General features: G+C 67.3%; 20 protein-coding genes. 4 read left to right on the top strand and 16 right to left on the bottom strand.

Translation table 11 applies throughout. From position 1 onward, the window contains the following. Positions 1-51: 51 nt before the first annotated feature. Together AC1DGD_RS09900 and AC1DGD_RS09895 are read right to left on the bottom strand one after the other, a co-directional pair. A complete protein-coding gene (locus AC1DGD_RS09900; protein ID WP_476856728.1) occupies positions 52-1,371 on the bottom strand; it encodes a CpaE/TadZ family protein in 1,320 nt (439 codons plus the stop codon). Then, entirely contained in the window at positions 1,368-2,012 is a 645-nt protein-coding gene (locus tag AC1DGD_RS09895) for a CpaB family protein (protein WP_476856690.1), read from the bottom strand. The genes AC1DGD_RS09900 and AC1DGD_RS09895 overlap by 4 nt, the downstream gene beginning before the upstream one ends. Positions 2,013-2,163: 151 nt before the next feature. Here AC1DGD_RS09895 and AC1DGD_RS09890 point away from each other — a divergent pair, with 151 nt between their 5' ends. Further along, entirely contained in the window at positions 2,164-2,385 is a 222-nt protein-coding gene (locus AC1DGD_RS09890; protein WP_018775212.1) for a helix-turn-helix domain-containing protein, read from the top strand. Positions 2,386-2,399: 14 nt separating this feature from the next. Here the strand turns inward: AC1DGD_RS09890 and AC1DGD_RS09885 are convergent, their stop codons facing one another. Further along, positions 2,400-2,969, bottom strand: coding sequence for a hypothetical protein (locus AC1DGD_RS09885; protein ID WP_476856689.1), 570 nt, complete (start codon positions 2,967-2,969; stop codon positions 2,400-2,402). A gap of 129 nt (positions 2,970-3,098) precedes the next feature. On the opposite strand from AC1DGD_RS09885, the gene AC1DGD_RS09880 reads away from it, so the two are divergent. After that, positions 3,099-3,959: a LysM peptidoglycan-binding domain-containing protein gene (locus tag AC1DGD_RS09880; protein WP_476856688.1), complete on the top strand. Its 861-nt coding sequence runs from the start codon at positions 3,099-3,101 to the stop codon at positions 3,957-3,959. Positions 3,960-4,104: 145 nt separating this feature from the next. Continuing rightward, complete coding sequence (locus AC1DGD_RS09875; protein ID WP_476856687.1) at positions 4,105-4,590, top strand: Rv3235 family protein; 486 nt, start codon at positions 4,105-4,107, stop codon at positions 4,588-4,590. 233 nt (positions 4,591-4,823) lie between these two features. On the opposite strand, the gene secA is transcribed toward AC1DGD_RS09875, so the two are convergent. The 7 genes from secA to mtrA all read right to left on the bottom strand — a co-directional run bounded on the left by secA (position 4,824) and on the right by mtrA (position 15,454). Beyond that, positions 4,824-7,562, bottom strand: coding sequence for a preprotein translocase subunit SecA (secA, locus tag AC1DGD_RS09870; protein ID WP_476856686.1), 2,739 nt, complete (start codon positions 7,560-7,562; stop codon positions 4,824-4,826). Between the two features lie 103 nt (positions 7,563-7,665). Next, complete coding sequence (locus tag AC1DGD_RS09865; protein ID WP_476856685.1) at positions 7,666-8,883, bottom strand: winged helix-turn-helix domain-containing protein; 1,218 nt, start codon at positions 8,881-8,883, stop codon at positions 7,666-7,668. 33 nt (positions 8,884-8,916) lie between these two features. Beyond that, complete coding sequence (hpf, locus tag AC1DGD_RS09860; protein WP_476856684.1) at positions 8,917-9,642, bottom strand: ribosome hibernation-promoting factor, HPF/YfiA family; 726 nt, start codon at positions 9,640-9,642, stop codon at positions 8,917-8,919. Positions 9,643-9,813: 171 nt separating this feature from the next. Then, the gene (locus AC1DGD_RS09855) at positions 9,814-10,764 is read right to left on the bottom strand and encodes a ComF family protein (protein ID WP_476856683.1); all 951 of its coding nucleotides are present in this window, start codon (positions 10,762-10,764) and stop codon (positions 9,814-9,816) included. Positions 10,765-10,966: 202 nt separating this feature from the next. Further along, positions 10,967-12,685, bottom strand: a complete 1,719-nt coding sequence (locus AC1DGD_RS09850) for an LpqB family beta-propeller domain-containing protein (protein WP_476848783.1) — start codon at positions 12,683-12,685, stop codon at positions 10,967-10,969. Continuing rightward, entirely contained in the window at positions 12,682-14,601 is a 1,920-nt protein-coding gene (gene mtrB, locus AC1DGD_RS09845) for an MtrAB system histidine kinase MtrB (protein WP_476848782.1), read from the bottom strand. Before mtrB ends, AC1DGD_RS09850 begins: the two co-directional genes overlap by 4 nt. 178 nt (positions 14,602-14,779) lie before the next feature. Then, complete coding sequence (gene mtrA, locus AC1DGD_RS09840; protein ID WP_026538469.1) at positions 14,780-15,454, bottom strand: MtrAB system response regulator MtrA; 675 nt, start codon at positions 15,452-15,454, stop codon at positions 14,780-14,782. Positions 15,455-15,656: 202 nt separating this feature from the next. Here mtrA and AC1DGD_RS09835 point away from each other — a divergent pair, with 202 nt between their 5' ends. Further along, the gene (locus AC1DGD_RS09835) at positions 15,657-16,364 is read left to right on the top strand and encodes a DUF4166 domain-containing protein (RefSeq protein WP_476848781.1); all 708 of its coding nucleotides are present in this window, start codon (positions 15,657-15,659) and stop codon (positions 16,362-16,364) included. A 76-nt stretch (positions 16,365-16,440) separates the two neighbouring features. Here AC1DGD_RS09835 and AC1DGD_RS09830 read toward each other — a convergent pair whose 3' ends face one another. The 6 genes from AC1DGD_RS09830 to AC1DGD_RS09805 form a co-directional block, all read right to left on the bottom strand. Further along, positions 16,441-17,484 (bottom strand): uroporphyrinogen decarboxylase/cobalamine-independent methonine synthase family protein, encoded by a 1,044-nt coding sequence (locus tag AC1DGD_RS09830; protein WP_476856682.1) that lies wholly within the window; start codon positions 17,482-17,484, stop codon positions 16,441-16,443. A gap of 2 nt (positions 17,485-17,486) precedes the next feature. Beyond that, a complete protein-coding gene (locus AC1DGD_RS09825) occupies positions 17,487-17,903 on the bottom strand; it encodes a chorismate mutase (protein WP_230011813.1) in 417 nt (138 codons plus the stop codon). A gap of 196 nt (positions 17,904-18,099) precedes the next feature. Then, positions 18,100-19,803 carry an ABC transporter ATP-binding protein gene (locus AC1DGD_RS09820; protein WP_476856681.1) on the bottom strand — a complete coding sequence of 568 codons (1,704 nt, stop codon included), beginning with the start codon at positions 19,801-19,803 and terminating at the stop codon, positions 18,100-18,102. Continuing rightward, positions 19,800-20,813, bottom strand: coding sequence for an ABC transporter permease (locus AC1DGD_RS09815; protein ID WP_476848779.1), 1,014 nt, complete (start codon positions 20,811-20,813; stop codon positions 19,800-19,802). The genes AC1DGD_RS09820 and AC1DGD_RS09815 overlap by 4 nt, the downstream gene beginning before the upstream one ends. 2 nt (positions 20,814-20,815) lie before the next feature. Further along, a complete protein-coding gene (locus AC1DGD_RS09810) occupies positions 20,816-21,907 on the bottom strand; it encodes an ABC transporter permease (RefSeq protein WP_476856680.1) in 1,092 nt (363 codons plus the stop codon). 135 nt (positions 21,908-22,042) lie between these two features. Next, positions 22,043-23,671 (bottom strand): ABC transporter substrate-binding protein, encoded by a 1,629-nt coding sequence (locus AC1DGD_RS09805; RefSeq protein ID WP_476856679.1) that lies wholly within the window; start codon positions 23,669-23,671, stop codon positions 22,043-22,045. Positions 23,672-23,929 lie beyond the last annotated feature (258 nt).

The raw sequence follows: 23,929 nt of genomic DNA, 5'->3' as shown, positions 1-23,929 counted from the left end.
GCCTCCATAAAAGAAGTTCACAGCCGCCTCTTTGCGGCCCTTACGTTGACCCTAACCCTTTGCCCGGCGTCGTGCTGTGGAAGAAAAGACAAAGGATTTCTTATTTCGCTGGGCAGGTGCACAAACCAAAATGGCGATCGCGTGCCTCAACTCGGATTCAGGGGCGGATTCGAGCAAAAGTGCCCCGGACAGGAGGGCGGCGTCGCTCGCCGCGGGGTCGGACGGCAGGAACGCCGACAACGGCGCCGAGGGGCCGTACCGCTCCCAGGCGGCCCGCAGCTGGCGTTCGGGCGAGCGCCCAACGGCGGAGGTCCTGACTTTGTTCAGGACCACTTGCGGCGCCGCCTGCGGGACGGCCGCCCGAAGCTCGGCGAGGCCGCGGACGAGCCTCGGCACCCCGATGGAGTCCGCCGCCCCGACGGCAAAGACCGTGTCGGCCAGCTCCAGGCTTCGCAGGGTCGCGGCGTTGCGGCGCGGCGCGCCACTGTCAAAGCCAAGCTCGTCATCGGCTTCGAGGCAGAAGCCGGTGTCCACCACAGTGACATCCGCAATCTCCCGGGCCCGCTCCAGCACCAGTGTGAGGGCCGCGGCGCGCAGTTCCGTCCAGCGGTCCGCCCGCGTAATCCCGGTGAGCACCCGCAGCGCGCCGGCCTTGGTCGGCACGGTCGTGGCGATCCTGAGCAGGGCATCGGCGTCAAGCAGGCCCTGGTCTGCCAGCCGGCAGGCCTGAGCCAGCCCGGCGGCCTCGTCAAGCAGACCCAGGAGGGCGGCCACGCTGGCACCGTAGCTGTCGGCGTCGACCAGCAGCACGGAATGGCCTTCCGCGGCCAGCTCCCCCGCGATGTTGGCGGCCACCAGGGTCCGGCCCGGCGCGCCGGCCGGACCCCAGACCGCAATGATCCGGCCCTTCGCGCCTGGGCTTGCGGTGACGGTGTGCGCCCCGGAAGACCGCGGCACCTGCCCTGCGGCGGCGACGAGCGCGGCGCCGTCCCCCGCGGCCGGTCCCGGGCCCTCTCCGGTGCCACTGAGCTGCGCCACCGCTGCGGAAATCCGGGCCGCCAGGGCCGCGGCGTCAACGGCCCGGGCTTCCGCTGCCACGCCAATGGTCCGCAGGCGGACAGTTTCCTCCGGATTGTCGGTCAAGGCGATGACGACGACGCCGACGGCGGACAGCCGGTCCACCAGCGAGGCCGTCAGCTCTTCGCTGCCGGCCGCTACGACGGCGGCGCGGGCCAACCCGCTCTGGCAGGCGGCCAGCAGTTCCGCCAGCTCGCTGCACCGCCGGACAACGGACACGGGCCCGTGCAGCCGCTCCAGTCCGCCGACCAGGTCATCGCGGGAGTCCCCCACAGTCACCACGGGAATGCTCATCGCGAGGTACCGCCCGGGTTCCACACGACCGCGATCTTTGCTTTGTTGGCCTGGGCCCCCAGCAACTTGGGCATCTGGGCGTCGGGAACGAGCACCATGACCACCGTGGAACGTGAGGAGCCCAGGGCCGTGCTGCCCGGGGTGATCTGGGCAATTTCGGCGCCGGAGAGGAGCAGGGAGGGCTCGCTGAAGCCGTTGCGGGTATCCGGCAACGCCACCCAGACATCCACGCGCGAGCCCGCCACGGCTTGGGCGGGAAGGGCCTCCTCGACGGTGACGGCCACGGGCTTGCGGTCCAGCCCGTCGAGCTGCCCGACACTCTCACGCGGCAGCAGTTGGTCCTTGCCGATCCGCTGCACGGCCACAAGTCCGGCATCCAGGCCGGCCTCCGGGGTCAGGTAGTGCTGTTCCACTTCGCCGAGCCGCACCTTGACCCGGTGCAGCTTGTCGGTTGTCAGCGTCTCGCCGACGGCGATCGGCTCCCGCGCCGCGTACGCTTCCGTGGTCTGGTCCGCGGCGCCGACCAGCGAGACCACGCCAACGACGGATGCCAGGACCAGCAGGATTCCGACGAGGAGCCGGGGGTCTTTCCAGGACGGCCTTTTCAAACGGGCCCCTTCGGCTGCCGCGCTTCCACTCATGCGTCCGCTCCCCCTGTCGTCGCCGTCCATTCCCGGATGCCGGGCACCCCTATTGTTGCGCCCGGGCCGCCCGGGTGGAAGATCCGGGGCCAAACAGGCGCAAACTGTGGATAACGGCGCCAGTAGGCCTCAACGGTGGCAAAATGGGTTCATGCCCCGATTCCTGACTCTCGCTGACGTTGCCGAGCAGCTCCAGATCAACTCTCCGGCCGCCTACGCGCTCGTTCGCAGCGGCGAGCTGAAGGCAATCCAGGTGGGCGGACGCGGCCAGTGGCGCGTCGAGGAGAAGATGCTCGAGCAGTACATCCAGGAGCGCTATGCCGAGGCCAGCCGCATGATCGAAGAGGCCAAGGCGAAGTCCGCCGGAAGTTGAACCTGGCGGGCTGACTAGCCGCCCACGGTACCTACGGACCTGATGCCAGCGAGGGCGCCGAAGGGGATGGCAATCACCTTCCGGGCGTTCGCCGGAGGCCGTTCCCCGCCGTCCCGTGTCACGGCCAGGTCCAGGAAGTCCCTGCCGACCGCGTCGATGATGCCGTGGAGCCCCGCATCTGCCCTCCCGTGACCGGCAAAGATCGTCACCCGTGCACGGTTCCTGGCGAGTCCCCGGAGGGCGCTGCCCAAACCGAGCCGCCGGCGGACGATTGACGGTTCGGAGACCGCCACCCGCGACAGGCCCCCATAGTGCGCGGCCGCGGCGTAGGGAATGAGCACTTGGTGTTGGGGCTCATCAAGGACCAGGGCCTCGCTGCCCGCGTGGCTCAGCACTCCCTCGAACACCCGCCCCAAGGACAAATGCACGCGGATACTGAGCCCGAGGGACCCGCGGAGCCGGTCCGCGAGCTGCACTCCCGCAGAGTCCACGAGTGCACGCTCGGCTATTTCAGCCTCTAATTCCAGCCGCTGGCGCGCGGCCAGCTGTGCCTCCATGTCCTCAAACAAGGCGTCCCACCGCATGGCGCCAGCGTAGGCGGCCCTCCCGCACTGGTCAATCCGAGGCCTCCACTATCCACAGACTCGGACTGCGTCTAGACAAACGGAGCACAACAGGATCAGACTCAATTAAACAGGCTTAAAAGTCATCAAATGGCATTAAACACCATCAAACGGTACACATTTCGACTGGAGGAACAGCCCATGGACCGGACAGCGACGCCGCAACCCGGGGACCGGCCCCTGCCCGTCCCCATGCCCAGACAAACAGTCCGGGCCGACGCCGCCATGGCCGCCGCCATCCTGTTGCTCGGGATCTTCCTCGCAGCTACGGGAAGTTTCCTGATTCAGCGCTGGCAGTCCGGCTCGGCACGCCGGCAGTCGCTGTCCTTCGAGGACCAGCTCGGGATCGTGGCAAATACGGCCGGGCTGATTGTCATCACCTGGTGGGTGATGTCGCTCGCTTTCGCCGTCGCGGCGGCACTGCTGGACCGCCTCGGCCGGACCCGCGCGGCGGCCGCCACGGGCCGGTTCAGCCCGGCGTTCATGCGGCGGCTGGTGCTCGCCGCCGTCGGACTGCAGCTGCTGACGGCGCCGCTGGCCAGCGCGGCCACTGCGCCTGGCGGGCCCGGACCGGAAAGACCCGGTCCGGCAGCGGTAGCGGCCTCCTGGACTCCGTCACCCGGGGAGGCCTTGGCACCGGAGCCACAAGGGCCGGGAGCCGGTTCCGCGCTGGATCCGCGCTGGAAGCCGCTGAGCCCGATCGTGGATGCCGGACCGCTGGCTGCACGCCATGTGCGCACACAGGACTTCCCCGGCGCCCGCAGGGAGGTCACGGTCCGGTCCGGCGATTCGCTGTGGAGCATCACCGCGGCCGCTCTGGGGCCGTTGGCTTCCGACGCCGACATCGCCAGAGAGTGGCCCCGGCTCTATGCGGGCAACCGCGACGCTATCGGAGCCGACCCGCACTTCCTGCGGCCCGGACAGGTCCTGGTCCTCCCGCCGCCGCGCTAGGGGCCGCCGCACCACAGGCCGGGCCGCAACGCCGGCCCCGGCCCCCCTGAAGACCACAGGACAAGCCGGTCGGAAGATTCGCCCGGTTCCAGCCACCCGCACCAGCCGCAAGCCACCCGCACCAGCCATCAGCAAAGGAACCGTCATGAACGCAGTCACCGGGATCCGCTCAGCCGCGGCGACCCCCGTCCCGCATGCCCCCGCCCTCCGGGTTGTGTCCGGCACCGCTACACCACCGGCCAACCACGCCACTGCGGCCCCGCCGCCGCTGCGCGTTGTTGACGAGGCCCGCGAGATTTGTGCGATTTCCCGGAGCACCGTGCAGGCGGCGATCGAGGTGCTGGCCGGGACGAGGCCCGCACAGCAGCTCTCCCGGCGCCTGGACCCGCGCTGTCTGGCGGCCCTGCAGCACCGAGCCGCATTGACCCGCCGGGTTGCCTCCGGCAGCTCGCCGACGGCGGGCAGGCTGCACCGCAACCCGTCTGTCAGGTCCGTCCGGGCCTGCCGCGTGTCGGAAGACGTCTACGAGGCCAGCGCCGTGGTGGTCGAGGAATCACGGGTTCGCGCGGTCGCGCTGCGGCTGGAGCGCGGCACGGCGGCCTGGCGCGTCACAGTGCTGGAGATCGGCTGAACGGCAGGGCCGGAGGCACAAAACAGGCAGAGAGTCCGCAGAAAACAGGCAGAAAGCCGACAACAGACAGGCAGAGAACCGGCAGAAGCCAGTCGCCGCCGAGGGCAGCGACGGGCACGAACCTGCGGAACCGGGCCCGGTCTGCAAGGGAATGCCCGGCATGTGAGGGAAAGGAGGCGCAAACACGGAAGGACCGGAGCAAATGCTCCGGTCCTCCCGTGTTTGCGTCGTGCCTAGCGCCGCTTCTTCTTCGCAGCGCGGCGGCCGATGTCCTGCGCCGCGGCCTTGGCCGGGTTTCCCGAACGTCCGGAGACCTTCGCCTCGATCCGGGTCTGGGCGGCACCGTCCTCGCCAGGGGCGGTGTACTGCAGCTGCGCGGGTTTCTCCGGGGCTTCGAGCCCGGCGGCATGGATCTGCGGCTCGTGGTGTTCGGTGTGCTGGCCCTCGGCGTCCGCCACCACAACGTCTTCGGCCGGCGTCACTTCGACGTCAAGGTTGAACAGGAAGCCGACGCTCTCTTCGCGGATGGCCTCCATCATGGCCTGGAACATGATGAAGCCCTCGCGCTGGTACTCCACCAGGGGGTCACGCTGGGCCATGGCGCGCAGCCCGATGCCCTCCTTGAGATAGTCCATCTCGTAGAGGTGTTCCTGCCACTTGCGCCCGATGACGGACAGGACCACCCGGCGCTCCAGTTCGCGCATGCTCTCGGAGCCAATCGCCTGCTCCCTGGCCTGGTAGACCAGACGGGCATCGGAAAGGATCTCTTCCCGGAGGAACTCGGTCGTGATCCGGGACTTGCCGCCGGCCTCGTCAATGACGTCGCGAGGGGTGAAGCTCACGGGGTACAGGGTCTTGAGGTTGGACCACAGGAGGTTGAAGTCCCAGTCGTCGCCGGTGCCCTCGGCTGTGGCTTCGTCGATGAAGGCGTTGATGGTGTCTTCCAGGAAGTACTGGACCTTCTCGTGGAGGTCATCGCCTTCGAGGATGCGGCGCCGGTCGCCGTAGATTGCCTCGCGCTGGCGGTTCAGGACGTCGTCGTACTTCAGCACGTTCTTACGCTGTTCGGCGTTGCGGCCTTCCACCTGGCCCTGGGCCGAGGCGATGGCGCGCGAGACGAGCTTGGATTCGAGTGCGACGTCGTCGGGCACCGAGCTGTTCATGAGCCGTTCGGCTGCGCCGGAGTTGAACAGGCGCATCAGATCATCGGTCAGCGAGAGGTAGAACCGGGACTCGCCGGGGTCGCCCTGGCGTCCGGAACGGCCGCGGAGCTGGTTGTCGATGCGGCGGGACTCGTGCCTTTCGGTGCCGAGCACGTAGAGTCCGCCCAGGTTCAGGACTTCCTCGTGTTCGTCCTTGACGGACTGCTTGGCGGATTCGAACACCTCGGGCCACGCGGCCTCGTATTCCTCGGAGTTCTCCTCCGGGTCCAGGCCGCGCTTGGCCATTTCGGCGACGGCGGTGAATTCCGCGTTGCCGCCGAGCATGATGTCGGTACCGCGGCCGGCCATGTTGGTCGCGACTGTGACGGCGGCCTTGCGGCCGGCCTGGGCCACGATGGACGCTTCACGGGCATGGTTCTTGGCGTTCAGGACCTCGTGCCGGACGCCTTCCTTGGCCAGCAGCCGGGAGAGGTATTCGCTCTTCTCGACGCTGGTGGTGCCGACGAGGACAGGCTGGCCGTTTTGGTGGCGTTCGGCGATGTCCTTGACGACTGCGTCGAATTTGACGGTCTCGTTCTTGTAGACAAGGTCGGCCTGGTCGATCCGTGTCATGTCGCGGTTGGTCGGGATGGCAACGACGCCGAGCTTGTAGGTGCTCATGAACTCGGCGGCCTCGGTCTCGGCCGTGCCGGTCATGCCCGCGAGCTTGTCGTACATGCGGAAGTAGTTCTGCAGCGTCACGGTGGCGAGCGTCTGGTTCTCGGCCTTGATCTCGACGCCTTCCTTGGCTTCGATGGCCTGGTGCATGCCTTCGTTGTAGCGGCGGCCGGCGAGAATGCGGCCGGTGTGCTCATCGACGATCAGCACCTCGCCGTCGAGGATGACGTAGTCCTTGTCGCGCTTGAACAGCTCCTTGGCCTTGATGGCGTTGTTCAGGAAGCCGATCAGGGGCGTGTTGGCGGACTCGTAGAGGTTGTGGATGCCGAGGTAGTCCTCGACCTTTTCAATGCCGGCCTCGAGGACACCGACGGTGCGCTTCTTCTCATCGACCTCGTAGTCGGTCTCGGCCTGCAGGCGTGTGACCACCTTGGCGAATTCGCTGTACCAGCGGTTGGTGTCCCCCTGGGCCGGACCGGAGATGATGAGCGGGGTGCGGGCCTCGTCGATGAGGATCGAGTCCACTTCGTCGACGATGGCGAAATGGTGGCCGCGCTGGACGAGTTCCGAGCTGTCCCACGCCATGTTGTCGCGCAGGTAGTCGAAGCCGAATTCGTTGTTCGTTCCGTACGTGATGTCCGCGGCGTACTGTTCGCGGCGCAGCGCAGGGTCCTGGTTGGAGAGGATGCAGCCGCTGGTGAGGCCGAGGAAGCGGTAGACGCGGCCCATGAGGTCTGACTGGTATTCGGCGAGGTAGTCGTTCACGGTGACGACGTGGACGCCCTTGCCGGTGAGGGCGTTGAGGTAGGCCGGAGCGGTGGCCACCAGGGTCTTGCCTTCACCGGTCTTCATTTCCGCGATGTTGCCCAGGTGCAGGGCGGCGCCGCCCATGAGCTGGACATCGAAGTGGCGCATGCCGAGGGTACGGGACGAGGCCTCGCGTACGGCCGCGAACGCTTCGGGCAGCAGATCGTCGAGCTTCTCGCCGGCCTGGTGGCGTTCGCGCAGCCGGTCAGTTTCTTCACGGAGCTCGGCGTCCGTGAAGGTCTGGAAGGAGCTCTCCAGGGCATTGATGGAATCGGCATAGTTCCGCAGTTGCCGCAGGGTTTTTTTGTCACCCGTGCGGAGAAGTTTTTCGATAAGTGATGCCACGTGAAGTTGCTCCCAGTCTCAAGCTGCCGAATTCTGGCGTGTTTAGTCTACGGGAGAGACGCAAGGCCGGTGGCGCCTGTTCCCTCACAGCGGATAGTGCGGTTTACCGGGCAGCCACGGCTTCGGCGAGCGCCGGCGCAAGGTTCCCCATTGGCGAGACAACTACGTCGTCCATTCCCAGCCACTCTGCCATGAGCTGCAGTTCCGCGGCGAGTTCGACGGCGGTGTCCTCCGGCGCGCCGGGTTCGGCGTGGGCGGCCCTGGCCAGGAGCCGCCCGCCGGCCCGGTCCGCTTTGAGGTCGACCCGTGCGACGATCGCGTCGCGGAGCAGGAACGGCAGGACGTAGTAGCCGTACTTCCGCTTCGGCTCGGGCGTGTAGATCTCGATCCGGTAGTGGAATCCGAAGAGCTCCTCGAGCCGCCGGCGTTCGAACACGAGGGAGTCGAAGGGGCTCAGGAGCGCCCGGCCGGTGGCCGAGCGCGGCAGTTTCGCCTCCACGTGGCGGTACAGGGGCCGGTCCCAGCCGGATACCGTGACCGGCTGCAGCCGGCCGCTGTCCACGAGGTTCCGGACGGCGACGGCGGCGTCCTTCTGCGGTGTCCGGAAGTAGTCGGCGAAGCATCGCACAGTCCCGATACCGTGGGCCTGGGCCGCGGCGTCGATCAGCCGGTCCATGGCCGCGGCCGCATCCGGTTCGGGTGCCACCGCTTCCTTGCCCGGTCCGGGGAGCACCCGGGCGGTGAGGGTGTAGCGCCGTTCGAAGGAGTCGGTCCGCGAGGATGCGGAGACCAGGCCCTCTTCGAAGAGATGTTCCAGCACCCTTTTAACGGCGTTCCAGTTCCAGCCCCAGTTGTCCCGCTGCTGGTCTTCCACGTGGCCGAGCCGGGCTGTCAGTTCGGCGGCGGTCAGCGGCTTCCCGACGGCCAGGGTTTCCAGGACCTTGGCCGCCACCCCGTTGCGCAGTTCGGGGTCCATCGCGTGCGCGCCCACCCATTTGCGGCTCTGCCACTGCACGAGATCGTGGAAATGGTCCGGGCGGATGAAGCAGGCTTCGTGGGCCCAGTACTCCATCATCCGGCGCGGGTGGGTCCCCGCCATGCGCGCCAGGATGGTGCGGTCGTAGTTGCCGAGCCGCGAGAAGAAGGGCAGGAAGTGGCTGCGGGACACCACATTGACGGAGTCGATCTGAACCAGGTGCAGCCGGGCAAAGGTACGGCCCACCGCCCGTGCACTCACGGGTCCGGTGGGCCGTTCCTTCTCCAGTCCCTGGGCTGCCAACGCGATCCGCCGTGCCTGTGCCAGGCTCAGCGATGCTTGCACGTTAGTCCCTTCGTCGGAAAAGTCTGCACCAGCTTATGCGCTGGCGGGCTCATCCTCTGAACGGTAGGCCAGGATTTTGTCTTCCAGACTCGAATGTCCGGGCTCGCACGTCTGGTCCAGGGAGATGACCCCGTAGGTCCAGCCGTCACGGCGGTAGACGACCGACGGCGCCTTGGTCTCCTTGTCCACGAAAAGATAGAAGTCGTGACCCACAAGTTCCATGTTGTCGACGGCGTCATCGAGCGTGAGCTGGGACGCGGCGAACACCTTCCGGCGGATCAGTACAGGCGAGTCGCCGGCCGGAATATCGTTCTCGACCTCATACGGCGACTTCTCTGCCGCCATCGCCTGGGTCTCCTGCTGCTGCGCCGCCTCCACATAGAGGGGTTCGCTGGGGCTGGCCGGCTCCAGGGCTGCCGTCGCCTCGGTGACGGACTTCGGGGTATGCCGGCCGTGGTGGACCTTTCTGCGGTCCCTGGCCCTGCGCAGGCGTTCAAGAAGCTTGTTGTAAGCGAGATCGAACGCAGCGAACTTGTCGGCGGCACTCGCTTCTGCGCGGATTACTGGGCCGCGTCCCAGGACTGTCAGCTCAACCGTGAGCGATTCGGCGGTCTGGCGGGCTTTGGTCTCTTTGGTGACCTTCGCGTCTACCCTCTGGACCTTGTCTCCCAACGACGCGATCTTTGAGATCTTGTCGTCGGCATATTCGCGGAACCGGTCTGAGACCGTCAAGTTGCGTCCGCTGATCATGAACTCCATGGTGCCCTCCAAATGACTTCGGTGACACGACGGCGGTACTTCCCGGGGGCCGATCTGACTGACAGTCGAGCCCCTTTCCGAGCCGCTATCGACAGGTACATCTGTTCTTGGTACCCATCTTCGACGTTAGTTCATAGACACCTGTTATTCATCCTTTTACGGTTTATTTTTTTAGCTCCCACCGATCATCCGCGCCGCCGCGGGGATGGCGGCGCCGACATCGGTGGCGGCCGGCGGGCGTGTCGCGGCCAGCACGACGGCGCCGCTGACAATGGCCCCCGCGGCCCGGAGCGCACGGGCCGCCTCCGCCAGGGTGGCGCCGGTGGTCAGCACGTCATCGACGATGATGCAGACACGTCCTTCGACTCGCGCAGGCCACGGACCGGACCTGGCCCGCATGGATCCGCGCACGCGCCGGGCGCGCTCACCCCGGCCCAGTCCCTTCTGTCCGCCGGACAGGGAGCCGGCCCCTGTGGGGCCGTCCCGCAACCGGCCCCACAGGGGCAAAGCCGGGGGTTTGGTGTTCCGCGCGGGCGGCACGGATTTCCGCAGCGCGTCCGCGACGGTGAACCCTGGGATTTCGTCCCCGCGGACGAGCCGGCGGAGCAGGATATGGACCGGGCTGAAGCCCCGCCTGCGGTAAGCGGCGGCGCTCGTGGGCACGGGGACGAGGACGAGTCCCTGCCCGGGCCCGGACGCGGCGTGGAGGGCGCGCGCCAGTCCCCGGGCCAGCTCGGCGCCCAGCCGGGCCTGCCCGTGGCTTTTGAAGGACAGCAGGCACTGCGCCAGCTCGGCCCGGTATGCCCCGGCCGCCACCACGGGCAGCAGCACGGAGCCGTCCATGTCCATCAGGGCCGGAGCCTGGGCCTCTGCCCGGAACGGCCGGAGCGTCAGCAGGCGCAGGTTACGGGAGCACGCGCCGCAGAGTGCCGAGTCCTCCGCCCCGCAGCAGACGCAGTCCACTGGAATGGCCAGGGCGAGCACCTCAGCCGCCGCTTCGGCTGTCCGGTCGCCCAGCCTCGCCAGCGGCCACGCGTAGCTCCCGCGGTGTCGCGCCGCCCTGGCCGCGGCCGGGGCAAGGTCAGGGTCCGCTGCCGGGACCCGGGTGGTGTGGCTGCCCATCCTCCGATCCTGGACCGGGTGCGCCCCCGGTAGTAGCCCGGCGGGCCGCTATGTGGACAACACCCCCGCCGGAACCTTCGCGGAACCTTCACCGGATCCGGGTGCCGGCGGCACCGCCGTCGTCGTCGCCGTCGTCCGAGGGGGCCTCGGTCAGCCGGGGAACGAAGGGACGCCGGTCAGCCGTCGTCCGAGGGGACGCCGGTCAGCCGGGGAACGAGGGGTCGATGGGGCCCTTGAGCTGCGGTGACCAGCCGTTGCCCAGCCGCTGGAAGATCCCTTCCGCGGACTGGCCGTAGATCTCGGCCGGTCCGTTGCCCGCGCTGAGGGCGGTCAGCCCGGGCCACGGCGCCAGCTGCTGCGGCTGTGCCGATGTCAGCGACAACAGCTCGGGGGTGACGGCATCGCTGGCGGATGCCTTCATGACCGCGACGGTGGTGTCATCCACCCAGACCCCTTGGTCCGGGTCCCGGGGGGTCAGGAGCGTCAGGGGCACGGTCAGGTCCCTCGGGGTGCCGTCCGCGTTCCGGATGATCCCGGTGATCTGGACCTTGCTCTTGCCGTTCTGCTGCGAAATGACGAGGGCCCGCGTGCCGTCCCGGGAAATCCGGAACTCCTTCACCGTCCGGCCCGCGAGCCATCCGGGCGACAGGGTCACAGTGGGTACGCTGGCGTTCTCCGCCGCACCGACCGGCCGGTAGGCCACCACCTCGGTGGCGCCGCCGGCACCCGGCCCGGCAGTCCAGACCCAGTCATAGCGGCCGAACGAAGGCCGGGACAGCGCGGCCCGCGTGGTCAGCGCCCTGGCGGGCTGGCCCGGAACGATCGAGTACAGCGTGGTGCGGGCGGCGTTGAGGAACGCGGCCGCCTGCGACTCGGTGGACTCCGCAGGCGCCCGGGGTGAGAGGGCTGCGACGGACCGGACGTCCGGGAGCGGTGAAATCCTGTTGTTTTCGTACCGGACCAGGTCATTGTTGCTGACGGCGATCTGGTAAGCGGGGACGCTTTCGTCCTGGACCGGAGGCAGGACCGTGCCGTTGTCCTCGACGCGCACCAGGTCCTGGTTGGCCCGGAGCTCAACGTTGATCACATCCGGTTGGCTGCGGAACGTCAGGGCAAGCTGCGTCTGCATCCGCAGCCGGTCCTCGTTGGAGGCCTCGACCAGGTCCTTGGCGGTGAGATCCACCTGCGCGGCGCCGGACACCACGGGCACTGATTCGCGGGCCAGCTTGATGCCTGAAGGGAACGCGCTGACGACGGCGCCCTTGAGGTAGGGGGCGGGTCCGCCCAGGAGCGCGCTCGTCATGGCTTTGACGGTCTTCTTGCGGATGAACCACCGGACGTCGGGCACTGCGTAGGTGAACGTGGGGTCGTAGAAGTAGATCGGGAACGCGCCGTAAATGACCTTGAAGGTTTCTTCCGGAATGGCCGTGCCGTCAGGAAGATCGGAGATTCGCCATTCGCCGTCCACCTGGGTCACGGTGACGGGTATGTTTTCGGTGGTGCCCTCGGGAAGCTGCGTGGCCACGCCGTCGGCGTCCACCGAATAGGCGAGGTCGAGCTGGTAGTTGAAGACATTTTCGACGCCGGTGGCCACCACCGTGGCCTTGCGGAACACGAGCGCCCGCTGGTCCGGCTTCCACGTCACCGACGAACCCTGGGTGAGGTACTGCCGGGCCACGGCGTAGTCGTCCTCGTAGCCGCTGCCGGCGAGGTAGAAGTCTTCGATCACCGCTTCGGGTCCGGCGCCGGGACGCGGCGCGGCCGGAAAGAAGACCGGGGCGTTCGGGTTTCCCGCACTCTCGTCCGTGCTCTTGCCCACCGGCCCCGAGCGCGGAATCTGGGCGCACGAGGTCAACAGAAGCAGGATGAGCGCCAGCAGCGCAGCCCCCACGCGGGTAAACCTGCCCGAAACCCCACTCATGCCCTGCCCTCCGTCCCGGTCCCCCGGGGGCCGGCCGGGCCGCCGTCCGGGATGGCCCCGCCGGCGGCACCGCTGCCGCCGTCGTCAGAAAAGTCGTCATCGAAGCCGTCTGCGAATCCGTCCGAGGATCCCTCAACACCGGTCCCGCCCGCGGTCCGGAGCGGGTCCAGCAACACCACGGTGCGCTGGCGGCCTGCCTCGGGGAGCCCGACGTTGACCGGTTCGAGCTGGAGCGGGGACCTGGTGATCGGCTCGTCGCGGCGCAGGGGAAGGGTCAGGCGGAAGTTCGACCCTTCTCCCTTGCTCCCCCAGGCCTGCAGCCAGCCGTCGTGGAGCTTGGTGTCCTCGGCGGCAATGGACAGTCCCAGCCCGCTGCCGCCCGTGGTGCGGGCCCGGGCCGGATCGGCGCGCCAGAAGCGGTCGAAGACGCGCGCCGCCTCAGCCGGGGTCATGCCGATTCCGTGATCCCGTACGGCCACAGCCACGGCGGTGCCGCTGGCGGCCACGGAAACGTTGACCGGCCGGCCCTCGCCGTGTTCGAGGGCGTTCAGGATCAGGTTGCGCAGGATCCGGTCGATCCTGCGGTCGTCCATGTCGACAATGACGCTGCCGGCCGGGGCGTTGAGGGTGACGGCGGACCCGTATTCGGCGGCGACGGGCGCCACCCCCTCGATGACATGCGCGACAAGCTGGACGATGTCGGTGGGCTCGGCGTCCAGGGTAGCGGCGCCGGCGTCAAAGCGGGAGATTTCCAGCAGGTCCGCCAGGAGCGACTGGAAGCGTTCCACCTGGTTGTAGAGCAGCTCCGCGGAGCGCTTGTTGATGGGGTCGAAGTCCTCGCGGGCGTCATAAAGGACTTCGGCGGCCATGCGCACCGTGGTGAGCGGGGTGCGGAGCTCGTGGGAGACATCGGAGACGAACCGCTGCTGCATCTGGGACAGCGTGGCCAGCTGGGTGATTTGTTCCTGGAGGCTGGCGGCCATGTGGTTGAACGAGGCGCCCAGGCGGGCAACCTCGTCCTCGCCTTTGACCACCATGCGCTCCTGCAGCTGGCCGGCGGCGAGCTTCTCGGAGACGACGGCGGCATGGCTGACCGGGCTGACCACGTTGCGGGTCACATACCAGGCGACGCCGCCGATCATGAGCACCAGCAGCGCGCCGCCGGCCAGCAGGACATTCTGGATCTCGTCGAGGGTCTTCTGCGCCGTGTTGAGGTCATAGATGAGGTAGAGCTCGTAGACGGTGCCGTTGAAGGTCACCTTGTTGCCGACGGCGATGCCGGGCCGGTCTTCGGTCCCTACCGGGAACTGGGTGGACGCCCAGTACTGGTCCTTGCCCGAGTCCTGCACAGCCTTGCGCAGGTCCGGGGGGATGACGCCGATGGTGAGTTGGTCCGAGGCCCGGGATTCAACCCAACGGTTGCGCGGCTTGGTCTGCTCCGGCATGGCCTCGAAGACGTAGCGCCGCTGGATCACGGATCCGCGGCCTTCGACCGCGTTCAGGGTGTCATAGACCAGGGTGATGACGCTGGACTGGTCGGTGACCTGGGCGCCGTCGAACGTGTCCTGGACCTGCTTGACGTTGTAGCGCGTCTCCGATTCGGCCTGGGCGAGCCGTTCCTGGAACAGGTTGTTGGCGATCTGGTTGGACAGGTAGGCGCCCACCACCGCGAACGAGCCCATGGCCAGCATCAGCGTGGTCAGGACCGTCCGGAACTGCAGCGAACGCCGCCACTTCCGCTGTACCGCCCGGAGCAGGTACAGGATGCCGGGCCACAGGCGCTGCATCCCGGTGCGGACCAGCCGCGCGACCCGGACGCCAACGATCCTCGCGCGTTTGGCCCACAAACGGGTCCGGAAGGCCAGACGCCGCCACGGGCCTGGCCCGCCGCGGGGCGTTTCGGGCGCGCGGGGCATGGACGTCTCCGGCGATGAGGCCGCAGATGACTCAGCCGGCGCCGCGGACGACTCGGCCGGCGGCGCGGATAACTCGGCCGGCGGCGGCGCGGATAACTCGGCCGACGGCGGCGCGGCTGACTCAGCCGGCGACGCCGTATCCGTTGCTATGGACTGCCGGACACTGCGGTCCGCAGGCTCAGGAACCTGCTTTATAGCCGACACCACGGACCGTCAATACAACTTCGGGGGCTTCCGGGTCGCGTTCGATCTTGGACCTCAACCGCTGGACATGGACATTGACCAGCCGGGTGTCGGCGGCGTGCCGGTAGCCCCAGACCTGCTCCAGGAGCAGTTCGCGCGTGAACACCTGCCACGGCTTGCGGGCCAGGGCGACGAGGAGGTCGAATTCCAGCGGCGTCAAGGAGATCCGGTCGTTGCCGCGGCTGACCAGGTGGCCGGCCACGTCGATCGTGACATCGGCGATCCGCAGGGTTTCCGGTGCCTTCTGGTCACCCGGGCGGAGCCTGGCCCGGACCCGGGCGACGAGCTCGGCGGGTTTGAACGGCTTGGGCACATAGTCATCGGCACCGGACTCGAGGCCGCGGACCACATCCGAGGTATCCGCCTTGGCCGTGAGCATCACGATCGGGACGTCGGACTCGGCTCGGACCTGGCGGCAGACTTCAATGCCGTCCATCCCCGGCAGCATGAGGTCGAGCAGGACGAGGTCCGGCTTGGAGGAGCGGAACACGTCCAGCGCCTGTGCGCCGTCCGCGCAGAAGACGGGTTCGAAGCCGTCATTGCGCAGCACAATACCGATCATCTCGGCCAGAGCCTCGTCATCATCCACTACCAGAATGCGTGCCTTCATAGTTATATATTCCCCCATTGAATTGGCTTTGTCGTATCGGGCGGCCCGCCGGCATGGTGCAACCGGGCCTGCCACCGCCGCCGGAACCCCGCCGGAACCGGCCCGGAACCGCGCCGATGCACGGGACGCTGTGACAATTGCCGCGTTGTCCTGCATGCTGTGGACAGGCCCAGTGAACCGGCCCGGACCGCAGGAGGAACCCGTGAACACCCCGATCTACCAGCGCGCCCTGGGCAGCGACTTTGCCCGACTGCAGCCGGAGCTTCAAGAATACTTTGCTTTGGCACCGGGATCCGGCCACTACGGCGTCGGCGAGGGGGTGTTCGACGTCGTCGGCTGCCGGCAGGCCTGGCTGCGTCCCCTGCTGCGGCTCACCACCGGCGAGCAGGCCTTCTTCCCCGAGTACGGCGAGGGCGTCCGCTTCCGGATCGAGAACCACGCCCACCTGGACCCGTTCGGCAGGTCCAGCCTGACGGCCCGCAGGGAAATCTTCTTCCCGGGCACCACCCGGCTGTTCCAGGACACCACCAGCTTTGATGACGGCGGGCTCGGGCCCGGGCTCGTGGACTACGTGGGCCGGTACCGGCGGCTCGTCACCGACCTCAATCTCAGCGTCACGCCGGAGGGCCGGCTGCGCGGCGTGTCCGAGGCGTCGCGGCTGTTCGTGGGACCGCTCCGGATTCCGCTGCCGGCGGCCCTCGACGCCAAGGCCTACGCCGAGCAGTGGTGGGAGCCGCAGGACGGCGGCAGGCACCGGATCCAGGTCAAGGTGATCCAGCCCCAGCTCGGGCTGGTGCTGGTCTACGCCGGCCATTTCGACTACCGGCTCGAGCCCTACCCCGGCGGTATTGCGGCGCCGGGCTACCTGCCAGGGCACGCCCGACCGGACGCCTGGGAAAGCAGGGTCTGACCAGGGCCAGCAGGGCACAGCGGAGGCACCGCGGGCACGGTTGCGCCCCGGGCCGCCGGCGGCCGAAGGTGCCGCGCTAGCCGAGGGCAAGCTGGTTGAGCCCGTCCGCCACCTGGGTCAGCCGGGTCAGGACCGCCGCCGCAGTGGCGGGTGAGTGCCGCGCCAGGCCCTCCGACGGCGTGACCCGGAGCGCACCCAGCGTGGACGCCGGCAGACCCAGCTGCCGCCATGGGCGCCATACGTTTTCCACGACGTCGCGGACCCGTGGCAGTGACGCGGCAGGATCAGCCACGTCCAGCGCGCCGGCCCAGAGCCGCTTGCCGGCCTCCACCGCGCCCGCGAGTTGTTCCCACTGGCGCGAGGTCAGGGCCCGAAGCGGCACAGCGATTCCATCCGCGCCTGCCGCCAGGATCCGCTCGAACGGCGCCTCTACCTCGGAGACGGCCACAACGGTTTCGACGGCGCCCGCGGCCCGGAGCGCGTCGATCACCAATTGCCAGGACTCGGTCACTTCCCGGCCCGGCACCGAACGCAGGGTCCGGTAACCGCTGGCGGTGGGAATGGTGCCGGCCAGCACCGACGCAATTTCAGGTTCGTCGATCTGGACGACGATCCGGGCACCGGGGGCAGCCGCCGCCACCCGCTTGAGGTAGCCTTCCACGCCCGCTGCGAGCGAGTCCGCGATGTCCCGGCGGGCACCGTAGTCGATCAGGGCCCGCTCGCCGTTGTGCAGGTGCAGCCCGGCGGCAAGGCTGAGCGGCCCGCGCAGCTGGATCTTGATATCGTCCGACGGCACTTCCTCGACGCCGATCACGTCCGCCAGGATGTTGATGTCGGTGGACAGGGCCGACTTGGCCCGCTGCAGGTCCTTGCCGGGCCGGTCCACGAACCGCCATCCATGCGGCTGGACGTCGACGGCTAGTTCGACGAGCAAAGAGGCGGTCCGGCCCAGGGCATCGGAGCCGACGCCGCGATCGGGAAGCTCGGCGAGGAACGGCAGGTGCGGGCTGCCCAGTTCACCGCGGATGATGCGGGCGGCCTCGGCCGGGTCCTCGCCCGGCCAGGGGCCAAGGGCGGTCGCGGTCACTTGGCCCGGTGCGGGCGCGTCTGGTACTGCCATGGCTAGGCGTCTGCGGCGCGGGCGGCGTCCGCGGAGCCGGAGGCCTGGGCGGCCTGGTGGTCCTCGGCGATGGCCTCGTGGTGGCGGATGACCTCGCCGATGATGAAGTTCAGGAATTTCTCCGCGAAGGCCGGGTCCAGGTGGGCTTCGGCGGCGAGGTGCCGCAGCCGGGCGATCTGCGCCGTTTCACGGCCCGGGTCCCCGGCGGGAAGTTGGTGCGCGGCCTTGAGGAAGCCGACCTTCTGGGTGGCTTTGAAGCGTTCGGCGAGGAGGAAGACGAGGGTGGCATCGATGTTGTCGATGCTGGAGCGGATCGACAGCAGCTCCGCCATGACCGCGGGATCCACGGAACCGGCCAGGGAGCTTGCCGCCGGGTCGTAGGAATCGGTTTCGGGAAGAGTGGGGTTCTGCTCGGTCATTGACCCAGTCTAGGGGTTCCGCGGCCAATGCCTCCCGCTGTTAAGCACCGTTGCAGGCGCCCGCGGAGACACCAAGGGGCATGCCCACCGTTCGTGGCGAACGGTGGGCATGCACCTTGGCTGTGGCCCTGCCGGAGCCCTGGCCGGCGCAGGATCGGGCCGCGCCGGATCGGGCAGGTGTGCCCGGTTCCGGCAGTTAGCTGTGGAGCACGGCCTTGAACGCCTCGCGGCGCCTGGCCTGTTCGTCGGGGTCCGGAACAGGCAGGGAGGCGATGAGTTTCTTCGTGTAGTCGTGCTGCGGGTTGCCCATCACCTGGTTGCCGAGGCCCTGCTCCACCATCTTGCCCTTGTAGAGCACGCCGACCCAGTGGGCGAGCATGTCCACCACGGCGAGGTCGTGGCTGATGAACAGGCACGCGAAGCCGAACTCCTGCTGGATCTCCTTGAACAGCTCCAGCACGACGGCCTGCACGGACACGTCCAGGGCCGACGTCGGCTCATCGGCGATGAGCAGCTTCGGGTTCAGGATGAGCGCCCGCGCCAGCGAGGCGCGCTGGCGCTGCCCGCCGGAGAGTTCGTGCGGGAACCGGTCAGCGTACGACGCCGGCAGCTGCACGGACTCGAGCAGCTCCCCGACCTTCTTGCGTGCCTCGGCCGCGGTCGGGTTGGAGTGGATGATCAGCGGTTCCGCCACGCAATCGCCGATGGTCAGCTGCGGGTTGAACGAGGCCGCCGGGTCCTGGAAAACGAAGCCGATCTCCTTGCGGAGCGGCTTGAAGGTGCGCTCCTTGAAGTTCAGCATCTCGTAGCCCAGCACATTCAGGCTGCCGCCCGTGGTCCGGTTGAGTCCCGCGATCGCCCGGCCGATGGTGGTTTTGCCGGAGCCGGACTCCCCCACGAGGCCGAAGACTTCGCCTTCGGACACGGTGAAGCTGACGCCGTCGACGGCCTTGAACGCCGGGCTGCCGAGCCGCCCCGGATACTCGATGGTCAGGTTCTTTGCCTCGACCAGCACCTTGCCGCCCTGGTGGGCGCGTTCGACCATGCCCTCCGAGGCGGAGTTGCGGCCCAGGTGCGGGACGGCGGCGAGGAGCTTCTTGGTGTAGTCCTCCCTGGGCTCGGCGAACAGCACCCGTGAGGATGCCTCCTCCACGACGTCGCCCTGGTACATGACCACGACGCGGTCGGCGAGGTCGGCGACGACGCCCATGTTGTGCGTAATCAGCACGATGGAGGTCCCGTAGTTGTCGCGCAGATCCCGCAGCAGTTCAAGGATCTCGGCCTGCACGGTGACATCCAGGGCGGTCGTGGGCTCGTCGGCCACAATGAGGCCAGGGTTCAGGGCCAGCGCGGCGGCAATCACGACGCGCTGTTTCTGGCCGCCCGAGAACTGGTGCGGATAGTAGTTGACCCGAGTTTCCGGGTCCGGGATGCCCACTTTGCGGAGGGCTTCAATTGCCCGCGCTTTGGCTTCCTTGGCCGAAACCTTGCTGCGGCCGCCAGAGCCGGCGTGTGCGCGGATTCCTTCGGCGATCTGCCACCCCACGGTGAAGACCGGGTTGAGGGCGGTGGATGGCTCCTGGAACACCATGGCCACGTCGCGGCCCCGGATCTCCCGCAGCTTGGCTTCGCTGACGCTGATGACGTTGTTGCCGTTGATCAGGACGGCGCCTTGGCTGATGGCCGTCTCCGGCAGCAGTCCCAGGATGGTCTTGGCGGTCACGGTCTTGCCGGATCCCGACTCGCCAACAATGGCGACGACTTCGCCGGGGTTGACCTGGAGGCTCACGTCCTTGACGGCATACACATCCCCGGCGTCGGTGGCGAAGGTGACTTTGAGCCGGTCGATGTCAAGGACCGGGCCTGCGCCTGCGCCGGGCTTGTCGATGTTGGTGGTCATAGAACTCTCGATTCTGCTTCGAGTGCAGCCTGGGTGCCGGCGGTGGAGTCGGGTCCGCCCTTGCCTGCCACAGCCTTCTTGCGGCCCCGCAGGCGGGGATCGTTGAGGTCGTTGATGCTCTCACCGACGAGGGTCAGCCCAAGCACGGTCAGGACGATCGCAGTACCGGGGTAGACACCGGTCCACCAGATGCCCGAGGAGGCATCTGCAATGGCCTTGTTCAGGTCATAGCCCCACTCGGCGGCGGAGGTCGGTTCGATGCCGAACCCCAGGAAGCCGAGGCCCGCCAGGGTCAGGATGGCCTCGGACGCGTTCAGCGTGAAAATCAGCGGCAGCGTGCGGGTTGCGTTCTTGAAGATGTGCCGGCCCATGATGCGGATGCTGGAGGCACCCACCACCTTGGCCGATTCGACGTACGGCTCCGCCTTCAGCCGGATGGTCTCGGCACGGATGACCCGGAAGTACTGCGGGACGAACACCACCGAGATGGAGATGGAGCAGGCAACAATGCCTCCCCAGAAACTGGACTGCCCGTGGCTGATGACGATTGACATCACGATGGCCAGGAGCAGTGACGGGAAAGCGTAGATCGCATCGGCGATCACCACGAACACCCGGTCCAGCCAGCCGCCGAAGTAGCCGCTGACGAGGCCGAGGGCTACGCCGAGGAAGATCGACATCGCGACGGCCACGATGATCACCACGGCGGCCGTCTGGGCACCCCAGAGCACCCGGGAATAGACGTCATAGCCACCAACCGTGGTGCCCCAGATGTGGGCCGGGCTGGGGGGCTGCTGTGTCGGGAAGGGACCGGCGGCGTCGCTGAGCTGGGCAAACCCGTAGGGCGCGATCCACGGCGCAAACACGGCGACGAGCAGGAAGACGGCGGCCAGCACCATGCCCGTGACGAGCATGCCGCGTTGCAGCCCGACGCTCGAGCGGAAATGCGAGATCACCGGCAGCCGGTAGATGAGGGGCTGCTTGCGCCCGCTTACTTTGGTTGCATTCATGGCTAGTACCTCACTCGCGGGTCGATCAGGGCTGCGACGACGTCCACCATGAAGTTCGTGACGGCAACGATGACCGCCAGCATCACGACGATTCCCTGGACGGCGACGAAGTCGCGGGCGTTCAGGTATTGCACCAGCTGGTAGCCGAGGCCCTTCCACTCGAAGGTGGACTCCGTGAGGACGGCGCCGCCGAGCAGGAGGGCAATCTGGAGCCCCATGACAGTGATGATCGGGATGAGGGCAGGCTTGTAGGCATGCTTGGTCACGAGCCGGTAATTACTGACGCCACGGGACCTGCCGGCCTCGACGTAATCCTTGCCGAGCGTGCCGATGACGTTGGTGCGGACCAGCCGCAGGAAGACCCCTGCCGTCAAGAGCCCCAGGGTGAGTGCGGGGAGGACTGAATGGGCCGCGACATCGCCGAACGCGGCCATGTTGCCGCTGCGCAAGGCATCCAGCCAGTAGATCCCGGTGGGTGCGGCCAGGCTTCCCATGGCCAGCTCGGTCCTGGTGGAGGCCCGTCCTGCGACGGGCAGCCAGCCCAGCCAGACGGAGAAGGCCAGCTTCATCAGCAGGCCGGCGAAGAACACCGGGGTCGCGTAGCAGAGGATGGCGAAGAACCGCAGGAATGCGTCCGGGGCCTTGTCGCGCCGGTAGGCGGCGATCAGGCCGAGCGGGATGCCGACCAACAGCGCCACGATAAGGGCATTGATGGCCAGTTCCAGGGTTGCCGTGCCAAACGTGATGATCATTTCGACCACAGGGCGGCGGTCGGTGATGGTGGTGCCGAAGTTGCCGGTCGCCACCTGGCCAACGTATTCGAGGTACTGCACGAGGATCGGGCGGTCGTAGCCGGCGTCGTGGATGCGCTGCGCGAGCGCCTCCGGCGGAAGCCTGCCGCCCTGGGCTGCGGTGATGGGGTCGCCGATGACCCGCATCAGGAAGAAGACCAAAGTCACCAGAATGAAAATGGTCGGAATGATCAGGAAGAACCGGATCAGGATGTAGGTCCCCAAGCCCCCACCCGAGGATTTTTTCTTGGACGGAAGAAGTCCGTCGGCGTCGTTTAGCGGCGCCTCAGTCAATGTTGTCATTGGTACCTAAGATTGTGCTGTCGCGGCCTTGGGCGGGCCGGCGTGAACTGCAGGATGCGGCAATGACCAGCAAAGGCGGGGCGCCTCGAGGGGCGCCCCGCCTCGCAGGCTGGTCAGGACAGCAGGGCTGCAGCCTTACTTGGAAAGAGTTCCCAAACGGAACTTGAAGGAGGCATCGAGGGTGGAATCGACACCCTTGACACCGCTGCCGGAAATGGCAACCTGCGCGCCCTGGAGCAACGGAAGCGTGGAGATGTCCTTGGCGAGGGCATTCTGCGCATCCTTGATCGTGGACTCGCGTTCAGTCTTATCGACGGTGGTGAGCTGCTTGCTGATCAGGTCGTTGACGGTGGGGTTGTTGTAGTGGTTCTTCAGGAAGCCGCCCTCCGGGAAGAACGGGGTCAGGTAGTTGTCGGCGTCACTGAAGTCGGGGAACCAGCCAAACTGGAACAGCGGGTATTCGTCGGCGCGGCTGGCCTTGCTGTAGGTGACCCATTCCGTGGACTGCAGGTTGACCTTGAACAAACCGGACTTCTCCAGCTGGTCCTTGATCATGGCGTACTCATCGCCGGAGGACTTCCCGTAGTGGTCCGGGTTGTACTGAAGGTTCATCGAGACAGGGGTCGTCACACCGGCGTCGGCGAGGACCTTCTTGGCCTTGTCCAGGCTCGGCTTGCCGGCGTCGCCGTAGGCGTCCTTGAACGATTCGTTGGCGCCCAGGAAGCCGTTGGGAACGTTGGAGTACAGCGGCAGGTAAGTGCCCTTGTAGACCTGGTCCGCGATGGACTGGCGGTCAACGAGGTTCGCGATGGCCTGGCGGACGGCGAGCGCCTTGGCCGGATCGGCGTCGGCAGCCTTGGCACCGAACGGCATCGTGTCGAAGTTGAACGTGATGTAGCGGATTTCGCCGCCGGGGCCAACGTTGACCTTGACCTTGGAGTCCTTCTTGAGGTCATCGACGTCGGTGGCGCTCAGGCTGCGGTTCGCGACGTCGATGTTGCCCTGCTGGATGTCCAGCTTCATGTTGGTGGGGTCGGCGTAGTACTTGATCGTGGCGGCGTCGTTGGCCGGCTTGCCGAGGACCCCTTGGTAGTCAGGGAATGCCTTGAAGCTGACCAGCTCGTTCTTCTTGTACGTGTCGATCACGTACTGGCCGTAGAACGCCTTGGCCTTGACGATCGAGTCGTCGTCGAGCAGTTTGTCGGCCGGGAAGACTTCATCGTCTACGATCGGCGCGGCGGGGCTGCTGAGGATCTGGGCGAAGGTCTGGTCGTTCGCCTGCTTCAGCTTGAAGACCACGGTGTTGGCATCGGGGGCGGTGATGCTTTCGATGTTGGTCAGCAGGCTTGCGGGACCGGCAGGATCGTTGATCTTGGTCTGCCGGTCGAAGGAGAACTTGACGTCCTTGGAGTCGAGCGTGTGGCCGTTGGCCCACTTGAGGCCCGGCTTGAGCTTGACCGTGTACTCGTTCGGCGAGGTGAAGGACGCGGACTCGGCCAGGTCCGGCACGGGATCTGCGCTGCCGGGCTTCGAGTTGAGGAGGAAGGAGTAGATCTGGTTCATCACCATGAACGAACCGTTGTCATACGCGCCCGCCGGATCCAAGGCAGTGACCTTGTCCGTGGTGCCGTAGGCGATCGGACCGCTTGCTGCGGCTGATGACCCGCCAGCGCCCCCGGTCGGCCCTGTGCAGGCCGTCAGTGCAAAGGCGGAAACCCCGGCCAGCGCGATGACGCTGTGCCAGGCCTTTTTGTTCATTGCCATCTGTGAACTTTCTGTTCGATGCGTTCTAGCGCAGCCCGAAGTGAAACGACTACCTCGTCGGGCGGCACGCTTTGCTGATCCCTAGATTCAACCAGACAATCATTCGGTGAAACGTTGCATTTTGTGAGTTGAGACACAAAATTTACACGATTCGAAGGTTTCTCTCATTTTCTTCAGGATTCCGCCCGGATCTTCGGCAGGGTCTCTGCGCATCCGGGCGCCTCGGACGGCCGGGTAGTCGGACGACGACGGAGGGCA

It is taken from the genome of Arthrobacter sp. 05T45, from assembly GCF_056395875.1.
Note: the sequence above shows the minus strand (reverse complement) of the source record. Positions and strands in the feature narration are given on the sequence as shown.